Origin of the sequence: Aliikangiella coralliicola, assembly GCF_007004725.1 — a bacterium.
GTDB lineage: Bacteria > Pseudomonadota > Gammaproteobacteria > Enterobacterales > Kangiellaceae > Aliikangiella > Aliikangiella coralliicola.
Window position 1 is genome coordinate 98,525 of sequence record NZ_ML660171.1, and the last position, 20,704, is coordinate 119,228.

21 protein-coding genes are annotated in these 20,704 nt (G+C 41.4%); 17 read left to right on the top strand and 4 right to left on the bottom strand.

Going from position 1 to position 20,704, the window contains the following annotated elements; translation table 11 throughout:
• The first annotated feature begins 44 nt into the window (after positions 1-44).
• Together FLL46_RS24030 and FLL46_RS27915 are read left to right on the top strand one after the other, a co-directional pair.
• On the top strand, positions 45-1,376 hold the full coding sequence (locus FLL46_RS24030; protein ID WP_142934510.1) for a hypothetical protein: 1,332 nt from the start codon (positions 45-47) through the stop codon (positions 1,374-1,376).
• A 96-nt stretch (positions 1,377-1,472) separates the two neighbouring features.
• Positions 1,473-1,604, top strand: a complete 132-nt coding sequence (locus FLL46_RS27915) for a hypothetical protein (protein WP_281282004.1) — start codon at positions 1,473-1,475, stop codon at positions 1,602-1,604.
• A gap of 184 nt (positions 1,605-1,788) precedes the next feature.
• On the opposite strand, the gene FLL46_RS24035 is transcribed toward FLL46_RS27915, so the two are convergent.
• From FLL46_RS24035 to FLL46_RS24045, 3 genes are all read right to left on the bottom strand, one after another.
• Complete coding sequence (locus FLL46_RS24035; protein WP_142934512.1) at positions 1,789-2,532, bottom strand: hypothetical protein; 744 nt, start codon at positions 2,530-2,532, stop codon at positions 1,789-1,791.
• 27 nt (positions 2,533-2,559) lie between these two features.
• Positions 2,560-3,396 carry a hypothetical protein gene (locus FLL46_RS24040; RefSeq protein ID WP_142934514.1) on the bottom strand — a complete coding sequence of 279 codons (837 nt, stop codon included), beginning with the start codon at positions 3,394-3,396 and terminating at the stop codon, positions 2,560-2,562.
• Between the two features lie 79 nt (positions 3,397-3,475).
• Entirely contained in the window at positions 3,476-4,378 is a 903-nt protein-coding gene (locus tag FLL46_RS24045) for a hypothetical protein (RefSeq protein ID WP_142934516.1), read from the bottom strand.
• 150 nt (positions 4,379-4,528) lie between these two features.
• On the opposite strand from FLL46_RS24045, the gene FLL46_RS24050 reads away from it, so the two are divergent.
• From FLL46_RS24050 to FLL46_RS24065, 4 genes are all read left to right on the top strand, one after another.
• The gene (locus FLL46_RS24050; protein ID WP_142934518.1) at positions 4,529-4,738 is read left to right on the top strand and encodes a hypothetical protein; all 210 of its coding nucleotides are present in this window, start codon (positions 4,529-4,531) and stop codon (positions 4,736-4,738) included.
• Between the two features lie 9 nt (positions 4,739-4,747).
• Positions 4,748-9,415, top strand: coding sequence for an SdiA-regulated domain-containing protein (locus FLL46_RS24055; RefSeq protein ID WP_142934519.1), 4,668 nt, complete (start codon positions 4,748-4,750; stop codon positions 9,413-9,415).
• Positions 9,412-9,648: a spike base protein, RCAP_Rcc01079 family gene (locus FLL46_RS24060; RefSeq protein WP_142934521.1), complete on the top strand. Its 237-nt coding sequence runs from the start codon at positions 9,412-9,414 to the stop codon at positions 9,646-9,648. The genes FLL46_RS24055 and FLL46_RS24060 overlap by 4 nt, the downstream gene beginning before the upstream one ends.
• A 93-nt stretch (positions 9,649-9,741) precedes the next feature.
• Positions 9,742-10,734, top strand: coding sequence for a hypothetical protein (locus FLL46_RS24065; protein WP_142934523.1), 993 nt, complete (start codon positions 9,742-9,744; stop codon positions 10,732-10,734).
• A gap of 79 nt (positions 10,735-10,813) precedes the next feature.
• Here the strand turns inward: FLL46_RS24065 and FLL46_RS24070 are convergent, their stop codons facing one another.
• Complete coding sequence (locus FLL46_RS24070; protein WP_142934525.1) at positions 10,814-11,743, bottom strand: hypothetical protein; 930 nt, start codon at positions 11,741-11,743, stop codon at positions 10,814-10,816.
• A gap of 108 nt (positions 11,744-11,851) precedes the next feature.
• Between FLL46_RS24070 and FLL46_RS24075 the strand changes: the two genes are divergently transcribed.
• From FLL46_RS24075 to FLL46_RS24125, 11 genes are all read left to right on the top strand, one after another.
• Positions 11,852-12,334: a terminase small subunit gene (locus tag FLL46_RS24075; protein ID WP_142934526.1), complete on the top strand. Its 483-nt coding sequence runs from the start codon at positions 11,852-11,854 to the stop codon at positions 12,332-12,334.
• Positions 12,327-12,773, top strand: coding sequence for an Ntn hydrolase family protein (locus tag FLL46_RS24080; RefSeq protein WP_142934528.1), 447 nt, complete (start codon positions 12,327-12,329; stop codon positions 12,771-12,773). Before FLL46_RS24075 ends, FLL46_RS24080 begins: the two co-directional genes overlap by 8 nt.
• A complete protein-coding gene (locus FLL46_RS24085; protein ID WP_142934529.1) occupies positions 12,727-14,235 on the top strand; it encodes a terminase in 1,509 nt (502 codons plus the stop codon). Before FLL46_RS24080 ends, FLL46_RS24085 begins: the two co-directional genes overlap by 47 nt.
• Positions 14,235-14,567: a hypothetical protein gene (locus FLL46_RS24090; RefSeq protein WP_142934531.1), complete on the top strand. Its 333-nt coding sequence runs from the start codon at positions 14,235-14,237 to the stop codon at positions 14,565-14,567. Before FLL46_RS24085 ends, FLL46_RS24090 begins: the two co-directional genes overlap by 1 nt.
• 12 nt (positions 14,568-14,579) lie before the next feature.
• Positions 14,580-16,694, top strand: a complete 2,115-nt coding sequence (locus tag FLL46_RS24095) for a portal protein (RefSeq protein WP_142934533.1) — start codon at positions 14,580-14,582, stop codon at positions 16,692-16,694.
• On the top strand, positions 16,694-16,897 hold the full coding sequence (locus FLL46_RS24100) for a hypothetical protein (protein WP_142934535.1): 204 nt from the start codon (positions 16,694-16,696) through the stop codon (positions 16,895-16,897). The genes FLL46_RS24095 and FLL46_RS24100 overlap by 1 nt, the downstream gene beginning before the upstream one ends.
• 118 nt (positions 16,898-17,015) lie before the next feature.
• A complete protein-coding gene (locus tag FLL46_RS24105) occupies positions 17,016-17,939 on the top strand; it encodes a hypothetical protein (protein WP_142934537.1) in 924 nt (307 codons plus the stop codon).
• 46 nt (positions 17,940-17,985) lie between these two features.
• Positions 17,986-18,921 (top strand): major capsid protein, encoded by a 936-nt coding sequence (locus tag FLL46_RS24110; RefSeq protein ID WP_142934539.1) that lies wholly within the window; start codon positions 17,986-17,988, stop codon positions 18,919-18,921.
• 60 nt (positions 18,922-18,981) lie between these two features.
• The gene (locus tag FLL46_RS24115; protein ID WP_142934541.1) at positions 18,982-19,422 is read left to right on the top strand and encodes a hypothetical protein; all 441 of its coding nucleotides are present in this window, start codon (positions 18,982-18,984) and stop codon (positions 19,420-19,422) included.
• A gap of 5 nt (positions 19,423-19,427) precedes the next feature.
• Positions 19,428-20,048, top strand: a complete 621-nt coding sequence (locus FLL46_RS24120) for a hypothetical protein (protein ID WP_142934542.1) — start codon at positions 19,428-19,430, stop codon at positions 20,046-20,048.
• A gap of 7 nt (positions 20,049-20,055) precedes the next feature.
• The gene (locus FLL46_RS24125) at positions 20,056-20,700 is read left to right on the top strand and encodes a phage adaptor protein (protein WP_142934544.1); all 645 of its coding nucleotides are present in this window, start codon (positions 20,056-20,058) and stop codon (positions 20,698-20,700) included.
• Positions 20,701-20,704: the final 4 nt, after the last annotated feature.

Genomic DNA, 20,704 nt, shown 5'->3' on the forward strand with positions numbered 1-20,704 from the left:
GCTATTATTGGGTGAGGAATAAAACTAATGAAGGAGTCAGTACGTTGAGTCTAAATTCAATTCGTAATTACTTTTTAGAGCAATTTAAAGGAAATAATCAGTCCATCAGAATGCGAATTCTAGAGTTGATATTTAATTTATTTACTTTTCCATTTAGAAAAGCTTGGTCGATTTGGAGTTGTATTTGTTCTTCACATATTATTCCGGCTCTAAGTGTATTACTAATGACAGGAATAGGTATTGTTGGCTCTATGAGATATAAAGAAATTTCGGAGAAAGTATCTCCTGTTTGTGATTCGGCTAAAAATTATTGGATATGCGCTACTAAGGAGTTGTTAATTGGGGAGAGTTTAGTTGTAATTAAATACCTGATTTGGACTGCCATTATTTTAGGATTCTGCTTAGTAACACGGACATATATTAAAGCGAAAACATACTCTGATTCTGTTAAAGAGCTCAGGTATTATTTTTCTTCCTTACCGCCTGGTAATATCATTCAGCATCATAGTCGTGCTTACGTTCAGGCAAACAATATTATTTTTTCCATTCTCGAACTTAATTTGAATGAAGAAGAAAAGCAGGATATTGAATATAAAAAAACAGTAGTTGACTCTATTAAAGCTATATTAAAGATTATTGGGATACTTTTACACGATTTCGAAGCCGAAGGTAGTGGAAAGCGTGACGAGAAATATTCTTTAAACATTATGTTATTTGAAGCTATCGAACGCTTCGGTGATAACCCAACAAGTCAGAGCATTCGATCAAAATTTAAGGGTTTACGGCTATTAGATTCAGGGGGCGTTGAAGATCTTAGAGGCTTTCTTGTTCTTTATAGTGCACTAAGTATCAGAATAATTGGGTCTCGTTTTCTGTCAACACAGATTTCTGATATTGATAATACTATTCCTTGCGGGTTATGTCTCCCTGTTCACAAAAAACATGTAGATTCTTTTGGGGTTATCAATAGCTTACCTGGTGCTCCGACCGCATTTAATCTTCACACTGATCATCCATCAATCGCAATTAAAGATACTCGCTCGAAAGAACTTTGGAAAAGTTGGTTTAAAAAGTGTAATTATAAAACTGAAACTGAAAATGAGATCTTGAAATATTTCTGTGATGAATATGCACCGACTATGGGGTCGTTACTTTCACTGCCAATTACTAATACTTCATCTGAGGTTGATGGCAATTTACTACCAGTCGGAGTTTTAAATATCCATTGTGATCGACGTAGCATGTTACAAACTCATGAAAAGGACTTGGAACTTTTTGTGCCATTGATGAAGCCGTATATTGCCATTTTGGGGCGATTAATAGAAAAGGTTGAAATTGACGATATTTCAAATCTTTCTGGAGATGAATGTGGCTAATTGCCTGTTTCTTGGAGATTATTTGTACTGCCAACTGCATGAAAGCATATTTATGATAGAATTAATTGGTTACGCTATAACTTTAGGAGTGATTGCATGAAGGATGATTTAAAGAAAAAGCTTCAAAAATCGTCAGAGTCCAGAGAAAAAGCCCTTGAAAGAGCTATTGATGGGAGATCGAAGCCGATTACTCGGTTTCGCAAAATGGGCGGGGTGGTCATCTCATAAATTTGAGATTTCTTACCCCTATCTTGAAGCTCGCAATATTTAACTGTGGGCTTAATCATTCGTAATCAATTCTCATTCTAAATATATAAATCAAGCAACCCTATAGGAAGAGCTCTCGAAATTTTTGGGTCAGATGCTACATGCTGACGGAGTTTCACTATGAGTGGAGTGGTACATATCAAAACTATTCAACAACTGTATATGACTGAGGCTCCATATAAATTGTTAATGTTCGTTCATCGTTAATTATTAATTTTATTTCAACCATTGCACGATCACCATCTAAATTTGTAAATTCAAGTGAAAATGTGATATGACGATCTCGAGGATTATTAAAATATTCTTTTTTCACCCAAACACTCACCGTTCTTTGATTTTTTTGCGGCCAATCCGCTTGATCCGATTTGCTCGCGATTGCTATACCTGCTTCTATCATGGTCTCAGAGGGAATAAACTTAACCAGAGATATGTCGGCTCCCTTATTCATAAGACTAAATGTGAAGACCCGATCATTTTCTTGCTGTTTAACACGCGGTTGGTCTAACATGTACAATCTAGGTAAATTTCTCTTTTGTTCGCTCTCTACTTGGGCAGCATAATTTTTAAGATTAATCTCACTTTCAGTTTTAGCTGCTTCAGCGAGTATCTTTTGTTGCTCGACGGATTGTTTAAGCTCTTTTACTTGAAGGCGTAATGCTTCATCTTGTTTTTTCAATGCTTCGGTATTTTGTTTTAATTCCTCTCCTTGTTGAAAATACCCAATAACAAGCCATAGAAAAGCTAGAGGGGCTGATATACCTGCGAAGAAGTCTCCCCATTCATTAAAGGGGCGAGTTGTGAGCGCATCCCAGTTAGCGGTTAAATAGAGGCTCCAAATCAGAACCCAAACTCCAGTTAGTATCCATCCGGCGATTACTTTCTTGCTCATGGCTTTTCCTTTGGCTTTAATTACCGGCTATTTTTTATCTTTTTCTTCAGCAAACTCTTCCATAACTGACCCCACCTTCGAGATACTAGGAGCCTTTCCTACTCTGTGAAAGTGATTAAGGCCCGAGCTGGCTATACTTTCAAAACCGGATTTTGCTACGTATGAAGCAAATGTGTTATTCCCTATCGGTTGGAGCAATCGATGATCTTTTGTTAATTTTTTTGAGCTCGAATCAATTTGCTTAACTAAATCTATAATCATTTGGTCTTTATCTTGGATTAGATTGTGAATTCTGTTACTTTCTTCAGCTGACATTTCCTCTTTGGTTTTTAGCTTCATTTCTAATAAATTCTTTTCGTCTTCGGTATCTTTCAGCGTTTTAGCTAAATTACTTATTTCACCTATCTGTGTTGCGATGTCCAGTTCGGGAAGAATATCGGTCCAATTTTCAATGGAGTTAACGACTTCTTCTTTTAGCAGGTTGCAGAATTCGTTTATTTCTTCGAAATTATTTTGTATTAGCTTGGTTTCGATTGGCGAGTCGCTACTGTTTTCTTTGAAGGTTCGTACGCGAATATCTAACGCTTCAATGTTTCGCAAGAGAAGTTTTAAGTTTCTTACTGCTGACTTTCCCTTTTCTTTAACGATACCGCCGTCATTAATTTCACTCCATTGTTTTGTAACCCTGGCACCAACGATGGTGGAGGAAAGTATGATTAATATGTTGAGTACAGTTGCAAACTTGGGGTCTGGTTGGCCATATGAAAGCCAGAGTAGTGCAAGAACCGCGATGGCGAGAATAAGCGTCCAGGGGTCAAACAACATCGAGCCGAAGAGTTTCCAGCGGTGTGATAGGTCTTTCATGACTAGTCCTTTTATCTCTTTTTGATATTTTTTGTTGTTGTGCAATTAGAAAGCTTAATTTACTAAGTGTCAGCCAGCATTAAAAAAGCAGGAACACCCAATAGACCAAGGCTATAAACATTCCCGAAACTACACCAATAGACTGCAAAGGTTTGTTATCAATATCCATTAGTTTTAAAACGAGAACTTTTCCAGATTTAAGTCTGGGTAAAAATTTAAGCAAGTATGCTCCGATAACGTATATCCAAACCCATATTGAAGTAATAAAGGTTGCGTAGAAATAACTCCCCATACTTATAGAAGCGTTTTTTTCAGATAGAAACAGACCCCGTTGTGTCAAGTTATCGAAGAAATCGTTAATTACCAACCAAAATGAAAACTCATATCGCCCAGAACTAACGAATTCTCCTCCAACATTATATAGTAAGGATAGCCAAATTGTGACTGAAAATAATGCGATTATTGCACTTAAAACAAAATCAATTAACAAGAGAAGTATAATACCTCTTGATTTTGAGGATTTCATTTTATGTATTATAAAACGACTCTGAAGTAGCGAGATATAGTCAGGTAAGACTGAAATTAATAGAATTGAACCAAAGAAATCCAGCAACCAAAAAAAGAAAGATTCTGAATTAATGAACAGTAACTCGAACGGATTGAAATCAATAATTGTGTAGTGCAAGAGTGTAAAAAGTGATATTGCAATAAATGTCGCTAGGGTGCTTCTATAGAGACATTTCAACGATAAGTGTTTATTAGTGAAAACTACATCTAGCAGATTTGAGAATGTATGGGCTAAACTAAAGTTTGTTTTCTCTGCAGACTCGTTCGGAATGATAATATTTGGCTTTTGCCCTTTGAGCCACACTGTGATTTGATTTTTTGAATATTCTGACAAGCTAGATTCGATAGTCTTAAAAAATTTAACTACCGCATAAAATATTGCTAGCCCTGCTCCTAATTGCAGTAACGTATTCATAAGTTCTTTATTATTTTCATATCCCTATAGCTGATTTTAAATACTTTAGCCTACCGCAATTTAAATGTACAGAGTGTTTAAACTGGATAGATTTTCGAATCTCTCGAAGTTGATAACATCAGTTATCCGTAATCAACACTTTCCAATCAAATGGCAGACGAATCACAAAAAGTCGAAATCGCAGTCTTAAAAGAAAAAAACAAAAACCTCGAACAACGAGTAGAAAAGTTAATTGAGGCGGTAGAGCGAAATAACGAGTTTCTAACACGAACAAAAGGAATAGCATTCGGTGCCGCAATAATTATTTCAGCTGTCTGGGGACTCATTCTAGCCGCCTGGAAGTATCTCGGTACTCAGTAGGGATAAGTCGTGCCAATAAGTATCCTACAACAAGCACTCGGGTTAGGGGATAACGACACTCTCCCGACTGGCTTACCAATAGCTGGACCAGATAGAGTATTAGCCGGCGCAGTATTGTGTGAAGGAACAGACCTGGCGGGATTAACAGGGATAACGATTGGTGGCGTCCAGGCAACAATTCATACCGAACTTTTAGCCGGTACGATTGATGTCGTTGGTTTTTACATCAAAGAAGCTGATATACCAAACATCACGGATACCTCGATTGTCTTCCAAGGGGTAACGGTTGCGAGTTCAAGCATCGTCATTATTTCGATTTTATTTGCAGGTGTGGACCAAACGACTACAGTCACTGATTTTGCCGTCGGTGCTCAAAACTCCACACAGGACGCAACCTACGTTCTAGATGAAATTGAAAATGGAATGGCAATTGCGTTCGTAGGTTGTTCAAAGGCGACCGGAACTGCCTGGACATTCGGAAGTTATACGCAAGTCGCGGGTGATTCTGCGCCTCAGTGGACACAGGGAACAAATACATCAGGCGTTGCGGCGATTAAAGTATTAACTGCTGATGCGACGAACGTAAGCAACACAATTCAAAGCGGGTTAGCCACTGATAAAGTGGGCTGGTTCGCAATGGTCTTAAATGCGGCGCCAGGAGGGGGTGATACGACAGCGCCAGTCTTAACTAACCCGACAGCGAGCACTGTAACTGCAGATGGTGTTACACCACAGGCAATCACAGATGAAGGTAACGGCACGGCTTATATAGTTGTTGTTCCCGATGGCGATGTTCCAAGTATTGCGCAAATCAAAGCAGGCCAACAAAGCAACGGAACGGCGGCAATAGCAGCTGAGAATCTAGCAATATTATCAACTGGCGTTATCAGTTTTACACCAGTTACCGGCTTATCAGAATCCACTAACTACGAACTCTTTTTTGTCCACACTGATGCCGCTGCTAATGACAGTCTGGCAGAAACCGTTGGATTCACAACTGGTGGTTCTGGCGGTGGAGGGGGAGGCGGTGGAACCAGTAACATCGGCGGCATTAACTTAGCGGCTTATACGCCGGTCGGAATAGTTCAAGAATTCCCTCACCCTGATGGCAATAGCTCGGGTGTTGGTGTTGATATTGAAAACGGCAGGATAGGTGTCATTCGTAACGGCGCCAGAGAATTACATGAGTATGCGATTGGAGACTACAGTACAACCATTCGAACCGTAAGTATCAATGGTCTCGATAATGGTTCAGACTCCGAATCTATTACTTATATGGGTAATGGAGAAATTGCAGTCGGTACCGAAGACGGCGGCGCCTATAAAATCCATATTCTGGATTTGCCGACCGGCACAGTTGATATTTCAATTGGTGCAAAACAATCTTTGACTCTCGCAGAACCAGGTATCGATAACAATAGTGGGTTAGAGGGATTAACTTACGACAAAGTAAATAAGGTATTTTATGGGGTAGGTGAGGGACAGCAGGTTAATACGCCAAGAAAATTTTTCAAAGTTATCAGACCGACGAATACAACAACCGATTACACATACACCGATCCAGAATTAGTTGTCACCGAGCCTTTTGATCCCGAAGTCACATTTGCTATCCTGGGGGCGACCGGAGAACAGTTTGATTTAAGTGGATGCTCATTCGACGATAAAACCGGACGAATAATTATTCAAAGTCATACAGGCGGCAAAGCCATTGAGGTCGATGTTGAGACAGGGGTCTATTATTCGGAGGTCGACACTTCTGTCAATCCACAGGCTGAAGGGGTAGAAATCTTACCGGATCGCAGCATTATCATTATTAGTGAAGGTCGGCATTACCTCCAGTACATTCCACCGCCCGCACCGGTGATTAATCAGCCGCCTCACGCAACAGTAGCCCTGGGCAACACATTTTCGTATACACCGACTCTCTCAGCTGGCTCCGATGTTTTCTGGTTCAAGGAGTACGGTCCAGATAGTATGCAGGTTAATCCAGAAACAGGGGAAATTACCTGGGATACAACGGGATTCCCAAGGGGGCAGGGTATTCCGATTGCAATCGGTTGTTCAAACGAATGGGGAGAAGACACCAAATGGTTTGTGCTCCACGTTGATAACACCGGCACGTCAAAACTTGTTGTACTTGGTACAGATACCACATCATCTAATATTCGAATTGGTGCACTTGAAGCGATTTTTGCCAGCGGCGATACATTAGCTGTTCCCGGTGGGCTTTATTATGCGTCGGTATCAGCTAATGGAAGTTTTGAGAATTCTTTCGCTGATAGTTTTGGCGGCGATATACCTGCCGGCACTGCTAATCAACTAACAACAATATGCGGTGCCGGTGAGGTTATTGTTGACTCGAGTCCTCATGATGCGATCCCTAGACAAGATGAATGTTTAGAAATTCTGGCTAACCAGGCGACGATTAAATCATTTGTTAAATTCGCTTCAATGGAATTCACTGGCGCAAACCGCCAGGCGATATTAAACGCCGCTGCGAGTAACGTACTCGAATTAGTGGGTGCAACTGATAGCGGGTACGCTCAGAATCCAACAACTTTCACAGAAGCTGATGCTTCCTATGGCTCAGTAGCTTCAGGTTACATGCAGGGTAATGGTTCGGTTTATGAGCACTGTTTTGCGTTCGGACAATTTCGGTATGGCCTGCAATTTGGGAATGTGATTTCAGATACTTTGATGTCACGTTGTCTAGTGCGCCCAGATGAATATCACGGTGACCAACCTCGTGGAGCAATTACCCATTATTCAACCGAAGGAAGCGGCGTATTCTCAAACCTTGTTGTTGACGGTGACCAGGAACACCTATCGCCGTTTTACTCAAATTATGCAGGGGCTTTTGCTTTCCCAGCGACGGGTAACGAAGCATTCCCTAATAACCAGGTATTTCATGGCAACCTAAGCCTCAATACCCATATGGTGCCATTCACTGCTGATGGTTCTGCAGGCACAAGTATTATCAATGCAAGTCATTTCGTGGTCATCGACTCCACCAATACGATAACGCCACAAACAGGCGCAACAAGCCCGGCAATCATTAATTCAAATTCAGTTCTTAATCTGGACAACGCCAGCTTTGATAAAAATAGCACCTGGAATGATGAGGTCATGGCGGGTTCAAATGGATTTATCAGAGCGGGTGATTCAACTAACGATATTACGATTACTAAATCAATATTCAGCCAGGGCGGTTGGAGTGTGTCAGCGACAATTGATGTCGGACCACTACTAAATGCAACCGGCGGAACGTCCGGCAGTGCCTTCACTGATAACAATGTTTATGATTTTAAAGGCACAATCGACGCCAGCGGTGCTTATACGGTTAGCGGAACCATAACGACCGACCCCCATGCGAACGGCTGGGATTATCCGACAAGAATTGAAGAAGGTTCACCACTGGCGCTATCTGGCCACGGTGCAGACCTGACGAAATTTAAATGTCCATCACATGTAATGCCAGGCGATCCAGGTTGGCAGACAGCAACCAACAGATGGGCATGGCCATACCCGGCAGAGACTCGTATTCGAGAAAGAATGCGTCAGTATGGGAAAACGAATCTACCAGTCAGAAACCCGGTTCACACTCAAAACCCCACGCAGTTTGATGGAGTGATTTCGGGTGCCAGAGGTTTTTGCGCTGATGGAGAATCATTATCTGATTATATTTGGGGATACTTTGGCAGAACGGTACCACCTTTAAGAGTCGCAGCCTCAACAACTGCAGCAGATGAAATCACATTCAGGATAGGAAGATACCGTTCGGATAGAGGTTATCGAATAACAAAATTTAACGTCTACGAAACTGGCGACATGGTAAATCCAGTTTTAAGTTTCTCGGGATTGAAAGGGGTTCTAACAGGCGTTGCAGATGGAAATTATGAGTATGTAATTCGCGCGGTCGATGCAACTAAAATATCGGCCTTTGGTGCAAACGAATCTGGTGAGTCCGGCAACTCGGATAAAATAACTATAAATGTCGGACCCGCCGGACCAGACACAACACCTAACGCTTTTTCTTTCATCGACCAGACCGACATAGCGTTAAGTACTCAGGTTGAATCTAATGTAATCACAGTCTCAGGTATCGACACACCAGCATCAATTTCAATTACATCATCAGCCGGCATGGAATACCGGATTAATGCCGGGGCTTACACTACCACGGCGGGCACAGTAAACAATGGTGACACCGTTCAATTACGAGTCACGAGCTCTGCAGCAAACAGCACGTCAGTTAATGGAACGCTTAATATCGGGGGAGTGGCAGACCAATGGGATGTAACAACTATTGGCGCCGCAGATACAACACCAGACGCATTTACATTCACTGACCAAACCGGTGTTAACTTATCGAGCCAGATTATTTCAGATGAAATTACGATTGCAGGCATAAACGCAGTGGCATCAATTAGTATCACGGGAGCAGGTGAATTCAGTATTGACGGCGGCGCTTACACGAACGTCGCAACAACCATTAACAATGGCCAAACGGTAAGACTCAGACAAACAAGCTCCACTATCAACAGCACGGAAACAACAGTCACTCTCGACGTCGGCGGAGTAACCGATATTTGGTCGGTTACAACGCTACCTGCAAGTGCCGCAGAACTCGACGAGTACACACCAGGTATATCAATCAAAATAGGAATCAGCTTATGAGCAACGCAACAGAACCCCCACGCAAATGGAAAGCAATCGTTCCGCACGACACTAATCGCTTAGAAGTAGCAGTCAGAGCGCTTTACTTTAATGGCGCAGGCAATGTCGTCCTAGAAGACGCAGACGGAAACACTGAAACATTCACAGTCGCGGCAGGCCAGGTACTTGTTGCACAACCTAAGAGAGTTCATGCGACCGGCACAACTGTGGCTGGTATTATTGGGATGGCGTGAGACTAATTGTTTGGTATTTTTTTAATCCAACCTTGCATTTACGGGGGATATTAGTTTAATTGTAAAGAACCGAGAATCAAGGCAAAAATAAAAATGGTGATTTTATTGGAATTGAAGGGCTTGTTACAAACTGCACTTCCTATGGTTGCATTATTAATTTCTCTTACGGCTCTGATTATCACAACACGCAATTTCAAAAGAAAATCAGGAGTATATGTGCGTGGGACTTATTGCATTGTAATGGGAGGCCCCGTTCCATATGTCGGAAATATTGTACTAGAAAACCTCAAAGATCGTACTGTCATCATTTTTGAAATCTATTTAAAAGTAGGACAGAATTACTATATCAAGTTAGAAGATTTTACGGGAAACCCGAAAATATTAAAGCCTTTTGAAGTTTTCTCAAATAGTTACGACCCACCTGATTTTTACAGCTGTAGTGTGGACAGAATCAATCTGAACAAATTGATGGGATATGACGGAAAGAGAAATTTAGTCTTAGCGACATCCCAAGGAAAATATGAGGTTGGTGAATTTATTAATAAATGGGAGCCGATTCAAGAGCATCTCTCGAGTAACTCTTTGACCGTCGAAGTTCTTCCTCAAGCGTTTGAGTTTAGAAGTGTGCGATGCACTTTGAACGTAATATTTCTTGTCGAAATTATATTTAAAGATAAAGAAGTCGAAAAAGTAACAATTCGCTCTACAGATAAGGTAGTTAATATTTTGGGTGGATTCCCCCTGAGTAAACAGGAGCTTGAATCAAAAGATAAATTGCAATCCTATCTAGTTAATAAATTGGCTGAAAAGAATGTCAAATATTCCAAATTGGTTGTTCATGACATCGCTAAAATTAGAGCTCAATACTATGGGGATTTTTACAATTATGAGTTCGATGCATACCATTACAATTGGATTGAATATCGTGTTTGGGGGCCGATTCAGACAAAGTTTAATGATTTTTTACTCTTTCTAGAGAATCGGCAATATCGTTCATCAAGCAAAATAGGCTGGAGAGTCTTTGTTTTATTGTTAATTTTTCTAATCAACTTAAGTTTGTATAAATGTGTGGCTAATTTAACTTAGAATAATGAGCATAAGAACATGGGCGTATTGGTTTTGATAAAACAACCAATTTTATGATAATTTGAAACATCACCGGAACTTATTTACCAGATTTTAGCAATTGTTTTGCAAGTTCGACTGCTTGGTCGGAAGGGGCCTTATGTGCTTTGGAATAGTCAAGGTCATCCGGCGAAGTTAATTTTACAAGTTCTTCAAAAGTTAAATTATCAATTCGCTTGCTGAGTTGTAAGGCGTCAGCTCTGCCATCGTAAAATGCAGCAAGTCGAGTACTGTACTTATAAAGAGAAACCAGTATTTGAACCAAAAACAAGAGCATAAAAACAGCTCCAACCCTAGTACTTAGTGCTGAAATCTCGGAGGAACTCCAACCCTTCGCTTGCTGCTCAATTTGGACTTTTGCCAAATGGCTGTTTAACTGCGGCGCAAGAATATTATTTAGATCTTTGTTAAGCTTATCTGTAAGAGCTCGTTCAATTTTCAATGGAAGTGGGACTCTACCATATTTAGTTTCCTCCAATTTCTGAATAAAGGCTGTATCATCGATAACAATTTCACTCTTGTTCATCATAGAGGTGATCACTGATTCGGATATTTTTTGTATAAATTGGGTAGTCTCATAGTTTCTAGACATTTGAGTTGTCTTTCGTGCAATCGAATCTGCATAAATGTATATTTGTGCTCCTCCAAGTAATGTGACAAATATAAATACCAATATTATTCGAGCCGCAAAAGTTAATCGTTTTGCTCGAATCCTAAATAAACTAACCAGATAAGCGATAGTTTTGTTTCCTGATTCGGTTTTTATGCCTCCAAGTGTTATTTTCTTTATAGATCGTATAAAAATCGCTCTAATTATGAAATAGGGCGACGCAAAAAAGACAAAAACTAGCGATCCCGCGAATGAGCTTGATATTGTTGGTTTGTAGGATTCTGTATAACCATAGATGAATCCTGCAATGATAAGCGTGAGTAATAAAGCGACATCAAAAATATACTTTTTAATTATCATTTCAGAATCCCTTCTTGAGCTTAATAACTCAAAGTTTAGTTTACGGGATGTTATTTCGCTATCAATTGGATAGATTTTTCTCTCAAACAAATCTCGTAAAATCTCGGGATGACCTCAAAATCCCAGAAACTCACCAAAAAACAAGAACTTTTCGTTCAAAATTACCTGGCTAATGGCTGCAATGGCGTACAAGCGGCTAAAAGTGCGGGTTATAAAGGCTCGGATAATACGCTGGCATCAGTAGCCAAAGAAAACCTACGAAAACCCCACATCGCAGAAAAAATCGAAGCCGAGCAAAACAAACTCAAAGAAGACCTTCATATTACCGCCGAATGGAAGCGTGAAAAGCTTCGCGAAGTCATCGAGCGTTGCCTTCAAGCAGAGCCCGTGATGATAAAGGTTGAGGGTGAATGGACTGAAACCGGTGAATACCAATTCGACGGCAAAACCGCAGTTGGAGCAATTGCTGAGCTCAACAAAATGGACGGTGATTTAGCAGCGATAAAAATTCGCTCCAAGAACGAGCATGTCTTTGTTGATCACGTTGAAAAACTTCAGAAAGCCAGGGAGAGGGCAAAGAATCGTGACTAGTATCGTCTGGGATGGAAAATCATTGGCTGGCGATGGTCGACTCACTGTCAACGGTTACATAGTTGATTCATATTTTTCAAAGGTTAGAAAGATAAATGCCAATTTGCGCGGTGAAAGAGTTATTGCTATTGGTTTATCTGGGGATGCGGACGCACATCATTATATAGAGAGCTGGATCAAAAATGATTGCCTTGATGATTTACCGGATTGCATGGAGATAGGTGGGATTATTGTCACTGAAAGTAAAGCGTATTCATTTTGTGACGATTCAAATGGCAGGCTTTGTCTTATTAACGACAGTTTTGCTGTAGGTTCCGGCGCTCCCCTCTGTTTATCAGCTCTTAAATTAGGGTTAAACGCGAAAGAAGCAGTTAAGCACGCGGCATCTATTGATGTCTACACCGGCGGTAGAGTTAGGAGTATTTGTTGTCGTGAGTGAATACGCTGAAGCCGTCGATTTTGAAAAGCAGCTTCTTGAAGATGTTTCGGAATTCTATTTCGATTTATACGGGCTCGTCATGTACCTGTTTCCCTGGGGCGAGAAGGGGACATTGCTTGAAAAACATGATGGTCCAGATGAATGGCAAAAGGAACTGCTCGACGATATTGGTGCGCAATTAAAAGAAGGAAAATCAGTCCAGGAAGCCATTTCGAGCGGCCATGGAATTGGCAAAAGTTGTGAGTGTGCGTGGATAATTATTACGTTAATGTCATTGCGACCGCATTTGAATGGTGTGGTCACTGCAAATACCCAAGCTCAACTTTCGAGTAAAACATGGAAAGAACTCGCTGTCTGGCACAAGCTCGCGCTTAATAATCACTGGTTTAAATGGACCGCAACTAAATTTTCTCACGTTCAACATCCTGAAACCTGGTTTGTTCAAGCAATCCCCCAGTCAGAAAATAACCCTGAGGCTTTCGCCGGTCTTCATGCTGAATACGTGCTCATTATTTACGATGAAGCGAGCGCGATCCCTGATTGCATTTGGGAAGTGTCCGAAGGGGCTATGACCACACCAGAGGCTGTTTGGGTTGCATTCGGAAACCCAACGCGTAATAGCGGGAGATTTAGAAACTGTTTTCCTGGTGGTAAATTCGCGCATCGTTGGGGCCACAAAAAAATCGATTCTCGCACCGCGAAAATGACCGATAAGAAAAAAATTAATGGGTGGTTAGAGGATTATGGCGAAGACTCTGACTTTTTCCGTATTCGTGTTCGCGGTGAATTCCCACGAGCTGGCAGCAATCAGTTTATTGGCTCCGACATCGTGCTTGAAGCACAGCAAAGACAGCTTGAACTCAGAGAATATATTTCCTATCGAAAACTGATGGGGGTTGATGTCGCTCGGTTCGGTGATGACCGCTCTGTCATTACCATTCGGCAGGGAATGAAGATGTTTGATCCAAATATTTATCGCGGAATGGATAACATGGAACTCGCTGGAAAAGTCGTTGAACTCTATCGAGAGCATCAGCCATATGCAATTTACGTCGATGGAATTGGTAACGGTTCGGGAGTAGTTGACAGGCTCAGACAATTAGGTCTACCAGTTGTTGATGTTGTTGTCTCAAATGCTGCGACAAAACCACGCGAGTATGCAAACTTACGCGCGGAAATCTGGGGAGAAATGCGCGCCTGGTTAAAGCAAGGTGCAGATATTATTTTCACCGATGAAATGTCAGATGATCTCGTTTATCTAGAGTACGGTTACAACAACAAAATGCAAATTCAGCTCGAATCCAAAAAAGACCTAAAAGAAAGAGTTGGTTTTTCTCCAGACCTTGCAGAATCACTTGCACTTACTTTTGCACCATTCAAACCAATGGTAAATGTCCAAAATCAAGACTTACTTGCGCGTCAAATGCGCCAGCAAAACATTAGTAACAAAGGGTGGACCTAATGGAACAATATATTCAATTTGATGCCACGGATTTAAAAAGAGCGCTTCAAAACGCATTTGCTCCAGTTGCTCGAAATCATCATGGAAGACTTGATGAGAAAGCAACTTTTAGAAATGTAGAGGTTCTCCAAGGAAAAGGAAATAAGGAAGGGCGACTGAGAATTCAATTTATTGCCGAAGGTGATTTCGGTATCAAGTTTGAAGTCGAGGTTGTTGAGTTAATGAAAGATTATCAGAAATATATTGATGGCGTGATGGAAGATTTAGCCAATGCGCTATTGGATGCGAAGCAAAATCGCAAGAAAGAAAAACCAATCATTTTATTGCATTAATTGGTGAGCATAATGATAAACGATGAAGGTTACAACCAAGGTTCTGTGATAGTTAAAAGTGCAGGGCAGTTAGAACAAGAGCAAAAACAAGTTGATAAAAATTACGCTGCTTCTAAAAGGCTCGAAGACCGTATCAATGAAATTCAAGAAAGCCGGTTAGCTGCGCATATTAGAACCGTTTGGGAGCAAAATAAACGCGCAAGATTCAAAATTAATGACCGGTTAATTAATTGCATGCAGCTTCGCAAGGGCGTTTACGATACTGAAACATTGAGCGCAATCAAGGACATGGGCGGCAGTGACATTTTCATGAAAATTACTGCTACTAAGTGTCGTTCTGCAAGCGCCTGGGTTAAAGATATTATTCTTCCTACGAATGACAAAGCATGGGCATTAAAACCAACACCGATTGCTGATATTCCCGAAGAAAAAGTAAAAGAAATAGAATCAGCTGCGGAAGAACAGGTCGCGTATAAATTCCAAAATGAATTGATGAAATTGCAGAAGGCAGGTGAGCAAATAACGCCAGAGTTAGAAGCTCAGATGGCGATGGAAGCCGAAAAGGAAATGAATCGACTGAGAAAAGAGGTAACTAACGAAGTTCAAAAGGAAGCAAAGAAAGCGTCTGGAAAAATGGAAACAAAAATTGAAGACCAGCTTGCTGAAGGCGGATGGGCTCAAGCAATGGAAGAATTCATTGAAGACTTTGTGACCTTTCCATCGGCAATCCTTAAAGGACCAATTAACAGGAAACGAAAAACTTTAAAATGGCAGGGGGCAAAGCCTGTTGTTCATGAAGAAACAATACCAACCTATGAGCGCACAAGTCCGTTTGACATTTACCCAAGCCCAGACGCCAGTGAAACAAATCAAGGGGATTTGATTGAACATCTTCGACTGCGTAGAGGCGATATTTATGCACTAAAAGGAGTTGAAGGCTACAACGATAATGAAATTGACGCGGTTCTCGATGAATACGGTCAATCTGGTTTGAAGGAATGGTTGTTTGGTGAAAATGAACGTCGTGAATTAGAAGATAAAAACCTTTGGAATAGCTCAGATATTCTCATTGATGGCCTGCATTTTTGGGGAAGCGTCCAGGGTAAAATGCTACTTGAATGGGGTTACAGTATTGAAAAAGTTAAAGACCCTTTAGCAGAGTATGAAATCGATGGGATACTAATTGGTAGTCACGTCATCAGGGCGGTAATTAATCCCGATCCTCTATCTCGTAGACCATATCACAAGGCAAGCTTCCAGCGCGTTCAAGGCTCTTGGTGGGGAATGTCTCCGCCGGAATTAATGGAAGATATTCAAAGAACTTGTAATGCGACTGCGCGAGCTCTTATCAACAACATGGGAATGGCAAGTGGCCCGATGGTCGGTATTAATACTTCTCGTATGGCGCCAGGTGACGTTCCCCAGGTTCGTCCGTGGGCGCAATTTAGATTCCAGAGCGATCCAACTGGAATGGGTAACAAAGCAGATCCGCCTCTTTATTTTTTCCAGCCGCAATCTAATGCAGGCGAACTCCTCAAAATCTATAACGAGTTTGAAGTGAAAGCGGATGACGCAACCAATATCCCTCGATACATGTATGGCAATGAGAAAGTGGGCGGAGCGGGGCAAACCTTTGGCGGTCTTGAGTTATTAATGGACGCGGCAAGTAAAGGAATTAAGTCTGCGATAAGACATGTCGATCGCTACGTATTGCGACCAGCCATCGAAATGATTTGGTACCACAACATGGTGAACAATGATGATCCGGAAATCATGGGGGATACAAAAGTTATTGCTGCAGGCGTCAATGGCATTATTGCAAAAGATCAACAACATGCTCGCCGTCTTGAGTTACTGGATAGAACTGCGAATCCTCTTGATATGGAGATTATTAAAAAGACTGGGCGCCGAGACATCTTAGAAAAAGTCTTTGAGCATATGGAAATGGATGGGATTGTTCCTGGTAAAGAGGAATTTGAAGAAGAAGAAAACAGCGAGAAACCGCCCAGTCCTGAGCAACAAAAGCAAATCTTCGAAATGAAGAAGGCAGAAGCGGAGGCCAAGGCCAGCGAAATTAAGTTAGCCATGGCCGAACTAGAATTTAAACGAATGCAGGAGGCTGCGTGATGTTTGATAATGTTACTCAAGAGCAAAAAGCTGCAATCAAAGCCTTGCAATCGAAACCAGAAATGAGGCTTTTGCTAGACGCTATAGAGCTGGCGCAAAAGGAAACTGATCTCGCGTTAAGGAAAGTTGATGCCGAAAACTTCCAAAAACTTCAGGGAAAAGCGCTTGCTCTCCAACATGTATCCAGTTTTTTGACAACTTAATTTCAACAAATAGAATCTTCAGTAACGCAATACTGCGTTTATCGAATCACAACGGTTAATCTCGACGAAATGTTCGCGACATCTAATCGAACCATTACGACTTGTACTCGGAGCAAATATGGGTTTACCAAAGCACGTCGTAGCTCAACAAAAAGCTGTTGAATCCTACGAAGCAAAGATTAAGAAAGAGCAAGAGCCGGTTAAGGAACCTGAAAAAAAGGAACCTGAAGCGAAAGAACCGGAACAAGCTGAAAAAACACCAACTCAGGTTAAGACAGACGATAAATCTGACCCTCGTCACGCGGACGTGGAGTACTGGAAAAATCGCTGCAATGTGATGCTCGGCAAATACAATGCCGAAACCAGACAGCTTAATGCAAAAATTCAGTCCCTTGAAAAACAGGTTGAATTGTTGAGCAAAAAACCTGAATCGAGCGAATTAATTAGTCCCGACAAAAAGACAGAATTTGGCGAATACGCCGATTTGGTTGAAGAGACAATCAGCAAAACTCAACAGGAAACCAATCAAAAACTAGCGGAACAGCAAGCAACAATAGATTCAATGAATGCACAAAACGCTGCAAATGCAGAGCAAACATTCATCGAAAAACTGAGCGCACAAGTTCCCGATTGGCAGCGAATTAACGCAAGTGATGAGTTTAATGACTGGCTTGACCAGGTCGATCCGTTAAGTGGCCATGACTACCGCACTTTACTGCAAGAAGCAGATAGAAATCAGGATATTAATCGCGTGGTTTTCTTTTTCAATAAATTTGGTGAATCAGGCAAGCAATCAGCTTCAACAGACAATGAAGTTAGCGAGAACGCTAAAGATAATGAGTCATTGTCTAACGAATCTGTGCTGCCTGAACAACGTCAAGGTGGGAATCAAAACGATCCACATGATGGTTATATGACCAGACAGGATATTGATACTTTTTACAAAGATGTTGCACGTGGTAAGTACAGAGGTCGAGAAGATGAAGTTGATGCTATGGAACAAAAAATTGCCCAGGCATCGAAACACGGTCGAATCATTTAAACCGAAATAAAACGAAAGCCTGGCCATAGAATAAAGGTTATCCAATATGGCAGGTCCAAATAGAGATCCCGGCTGGCCGGATATTAGCTCAACGAGTGCCAGCAAGTTTATCCCACAGATTTGGAGTGGGAAGTTAGTCACCAAGTTTTATGCAACAACCATGTTCGCGCAAATTGCGAACACTGATTACGAAGGCGAAATCAAAGCGCTAGGTGATACCGTAATCATCCGAACCGTACCAAATATTACTATCAGTGATTATGTTATTGGTGCCGGATTAACTTACCAGAAACCAACAAGCCCGTCGGTCGAACTATCGATCGATAAAGCCAAGTCGTTTGCATTTGAGTGCAATGACATTGAGACCCATCAATCTGATTTACAGTTGATGAATGATTGGTCGAATGATGCTACCGAACAGATGCGTATCGTCATCGATACCGATATTTTGTCAAATATCTATGTCGATGCTGATGTTGCTAACTCAGGCCAAACAGCAGGTAAAATTTCCGGTTCTTTTGATCTCGGTGCAGTAGGTGGTAATTCGGTTCAGTTGACTAAAGCCAACATTATCGACTTCTTAGTCGATGTCGGCACGGTTATGGATGAACAGAATCTTCCTGACTCTGAACGATGGATCGGACTACCTTCCTGGGCTTGCGGCATGATCAAAAAGTCCGATCTAAAAGACGCGAGTATTGCCGGTGATGCGAAATCTATTTTGCGTACTGGCAATATCGGAATGATTGACCGTTTGCACATTTACCGTAATAACAATATTGCGACTGCAGTTGATGGTGCAAACACTGTTTATCACTCAGTTGCTGGTCACAAATCGGCGCTTACCTTCGCGTCTCAAATGGTCAAAATGGAAGATGTTGCTAATCCATTTGATTTTGGTCGACTAGTTCGCGGCTTGAACGTTTACGGCTACAAGGTAATAAAGCCTGAGTCTTTACTTCACTGTGTAATCCGTCGGTAATTGTACATTTCCCCATCTTCTGGATGGGGATTTTTCGTTTTTTAAAATAGGTAATTTCAAATGACTAAGTCAAAATCAAAGACCGCTGATAAGAAAGTTTCTGATGCAGCAGAAGACTTTTTGAAAGAGCAAGAAGAAGCGCTTGATGCACGAGCAAAGTTGCTTGATGAGCAGGAAAAAGCAATCGGATCCGAAAAGGAAAAAGTCACAGCTGAACGTAAAGCGCTGGAAGATGAAAAAGCAAGAGTTCAGGAAGAACAAGCACTGTTAAATACTGAAAGAAACGCTTTGCAACAGGCTAGAGCAGCACTGGAAATGGAACGTGATGCATTGGAAAAAGGTAAACAACACACACCATTGCTTTCTGATGATCCTGACTTTGTTCCGCCTCCGTATCTTAAGTGTGTGAAAACAGGTCGTTTCTTTGCGTATACGCCAGCGTTAGCTAAGCAGGGTGCACGATTTGTTGCGGCCACTGCGGAAGAAGTAGCTGCAGGCTAAGATAAATGGCGTCATTCGATAGCCTGGTTTTACGCGTTAAACAAGAATGTCCTTCACTGATGGATATTACTGCGACTTCTGCGGTTAGAGATGCTGTGAGGGAATTCTTGCGTTCGACGGAAGTTTGGCAAACAGAAATTGAATACACATTACCAGGTAATACCGCTTTTCTCGATTTATCGACATTGTTGCCAACTGATGCAGAAGTCATGCGAATTTCTTCAGCGTTTGCTGCGGGTATTCCGTTACGCAAGGCAACCCCAGATACTCTTCTTAAAGCAAAAAATCGTTTCGTTAGTTCCTCAACTCCGAGATTAATTTTACAACGACTATTAACTTTCGAAGTTTTTCCGGTTAATAGTGTGGCGACAGAAATAAAACTCAACGTCATTCTCAGGCCAAGCAAGTCATCAAATTATATCGATGATGCAGTTCTAGATGAGTGGGAGGAGGGATTTGCTGCGGCGACACTATTTAAGCTAATGATGCAGCCTAAGAAACCATGGACAAATCCAGAAAGTGCGAGTTTTTATCGAGGAAGGTATTTTACCAATCTATCTCAAGCAAAAGGTCAGGCGCTTACCGCGAACGGTGCAGAACAACAGCAGTTCAACAAATTTATTTAGGTGAATCATGGCGACTATTTTTGCAAGAAAACTCATCAGTGATGCTCTTGGTTTATTACATGACACTGGTGTCCGATGGCCAAAGCAACAATTATTAGATTGGCTAAATGCAGGTCAAAGAGAAGTCTGTTTGAAGCGTCCCGATGCTTTGACTGTTAATGATGTATTTTCGGCACAACCGAATTCTAAACAAACTTTGCCAGCTGATGGATTACGGTTAATTGATGTGGTAAATGATGCGACAACCAATAAAATCATTCGTTTTGTTGATCGGGACATCATCGATGTTCATGTTATTGATTGGCATGGAGCTCAAGGTGATCCCGAGCAATATGTTTATGATTTACGAGATCCGAAAAACTTCTATTTGTATCCGCATCCGACCGTCCCCAGAAATATCAATATCATTTATGCAAAGGCGCCAACAGCAATTATCATATCGGATTTCGATACGGACAACCAAACTATCGAGATCGATGATATTTACGCGAACGCTATTTTAGATTACATGCTTTACCGAGCTTACATCAAGGATTCGGAAGTAAAAGATCCCGGTAAGGCAAACACTCATTACACCGCTTTCTTACAAAGTCTAGGGGAAAAAATTTCGATTGATTCTGCGATCCATCCGGCGGCAGCGAAAGGCAAATAGTGAA

Coding starts and splice junctions, on each gene's coding strand:
- FLL46_RS24120 (WP_142934542.1), top strand. CDS start 19,428: ATGGCGTCATTCGATAGCCTGGTTTTACGCGTTAAACAAGAATGTCCT.
- FLL46_RS24075 (WP_142934526.1), top strand. CDS start 11,852: ATGACCTCAAAATCCCAGAAACTCACCAAAAAACAAGAACTTTTCGTT.
- FLL46_RS24125 (WP_142934544.1), top strand. CDS start 20,056: ATGGCGACTATTTTTGCAAGAAAACTCATCAGTGATGCTCTTGGTTTA.
- FLL46_RS24105 (WP_142934537.1), top strand. CDS start 17,016: ATGGGTTTACCAAAGCACGTCGTAGCTCAACAAAAAGCTGTTGAATCC.
- FLL46_RS24110 (WP_142934539.1), top strand. CDS start 17,986: ATGGCAGGTCCAAATAGAGATCCCGGCTGGCCGGATATTAGCTCAACG.
- FLL46_RS24095 (WP_142934533.1), top strand. CDS start 14,580: ATGATAAACGATGAAGGTTACAACCAAGGTTCTGTGATAGTTAAAAGT.
- FLL46_RS24100 (WP_142934535.1), top strand. CDS start 16,694: ATGTTTGATAATGTTACTCAAGAGCAAAAAGCTGCAATCAAAGCCTTG.
- FLL46_RS24050 (WP_142934518.1), top strand. CDS start 4,529: ATGGCAGACGAATCACAAAAAGTCGAAATCGCAGTCTTAAAAGAAAAA.
- FLL46_RS24070 (WP_142934525.1), bottom strand. CDS start 11,743: ATGATAATTAAAAAGTATATTTTTGATGTCGCTTTATTACTCACGCTT.
- FLL46_RS24090 (WP_142934531.1), top strand. CDS start 14,235: ATGGAACAATATATTCAATTTGATGCCACGGATTTAAAAAGAGCGCTT.
- FLL46_RS24040 (WP_142934514.1), bottom strand. CDS start 3,396: ATGAAAGACCTATCACACCGCTGGAAACTCTTCGGCTCGATGTTGTTT.
- FLL46_RS24060 (WP_142934521.1), top strand. CDS start 9,412: ATGAGCAACGCAACAGAACCCCCACGCAAATGGAAAGCAATCGTTCCG.
- FLL46_RS24065 (WP_142934523.1), top strand. CDS start 9,742: ATGGTGATTTTATTGGAATTGAAGGGCTTGTTACAAACTGCACTTCCT.
- FLL46_RS24115 (WP_142934541.1), top strand. CDS start 18,982: ATGACTAAGTCAAAATCAAAGACCGCTGATAAGAAAGTTTCTGATGCA.
- FLL46_RS24035 (WP_142934512.1), bottom strand. CDS start 2,532: ATGAGCAAGAAAGTAATCGCCGGATGGATACTAACTGGAGTTTGGGTT.
- FLL46_RS24085 (WP_142934529.1), top strand. CDS start 12,727: ATGTCTACACCGGCGGTAGAGTTAGGAGTATTTGTTGTCGTGAGTGAA.
- FLL46_RS27915 (WP_281282004.1), top strand. CDS start 1,473: ATGAAGGATGATTTAAAGAAAAAGCTTCAAAAATCGTCAGAGTCCAGA.
- FLL46_RS24045 (WP_142934516.1), bottom strand. CDS start 4,378: ATGAATACGTTACTGCAATTAGGAGCAGGGCTAGCAATATTTTATGCG.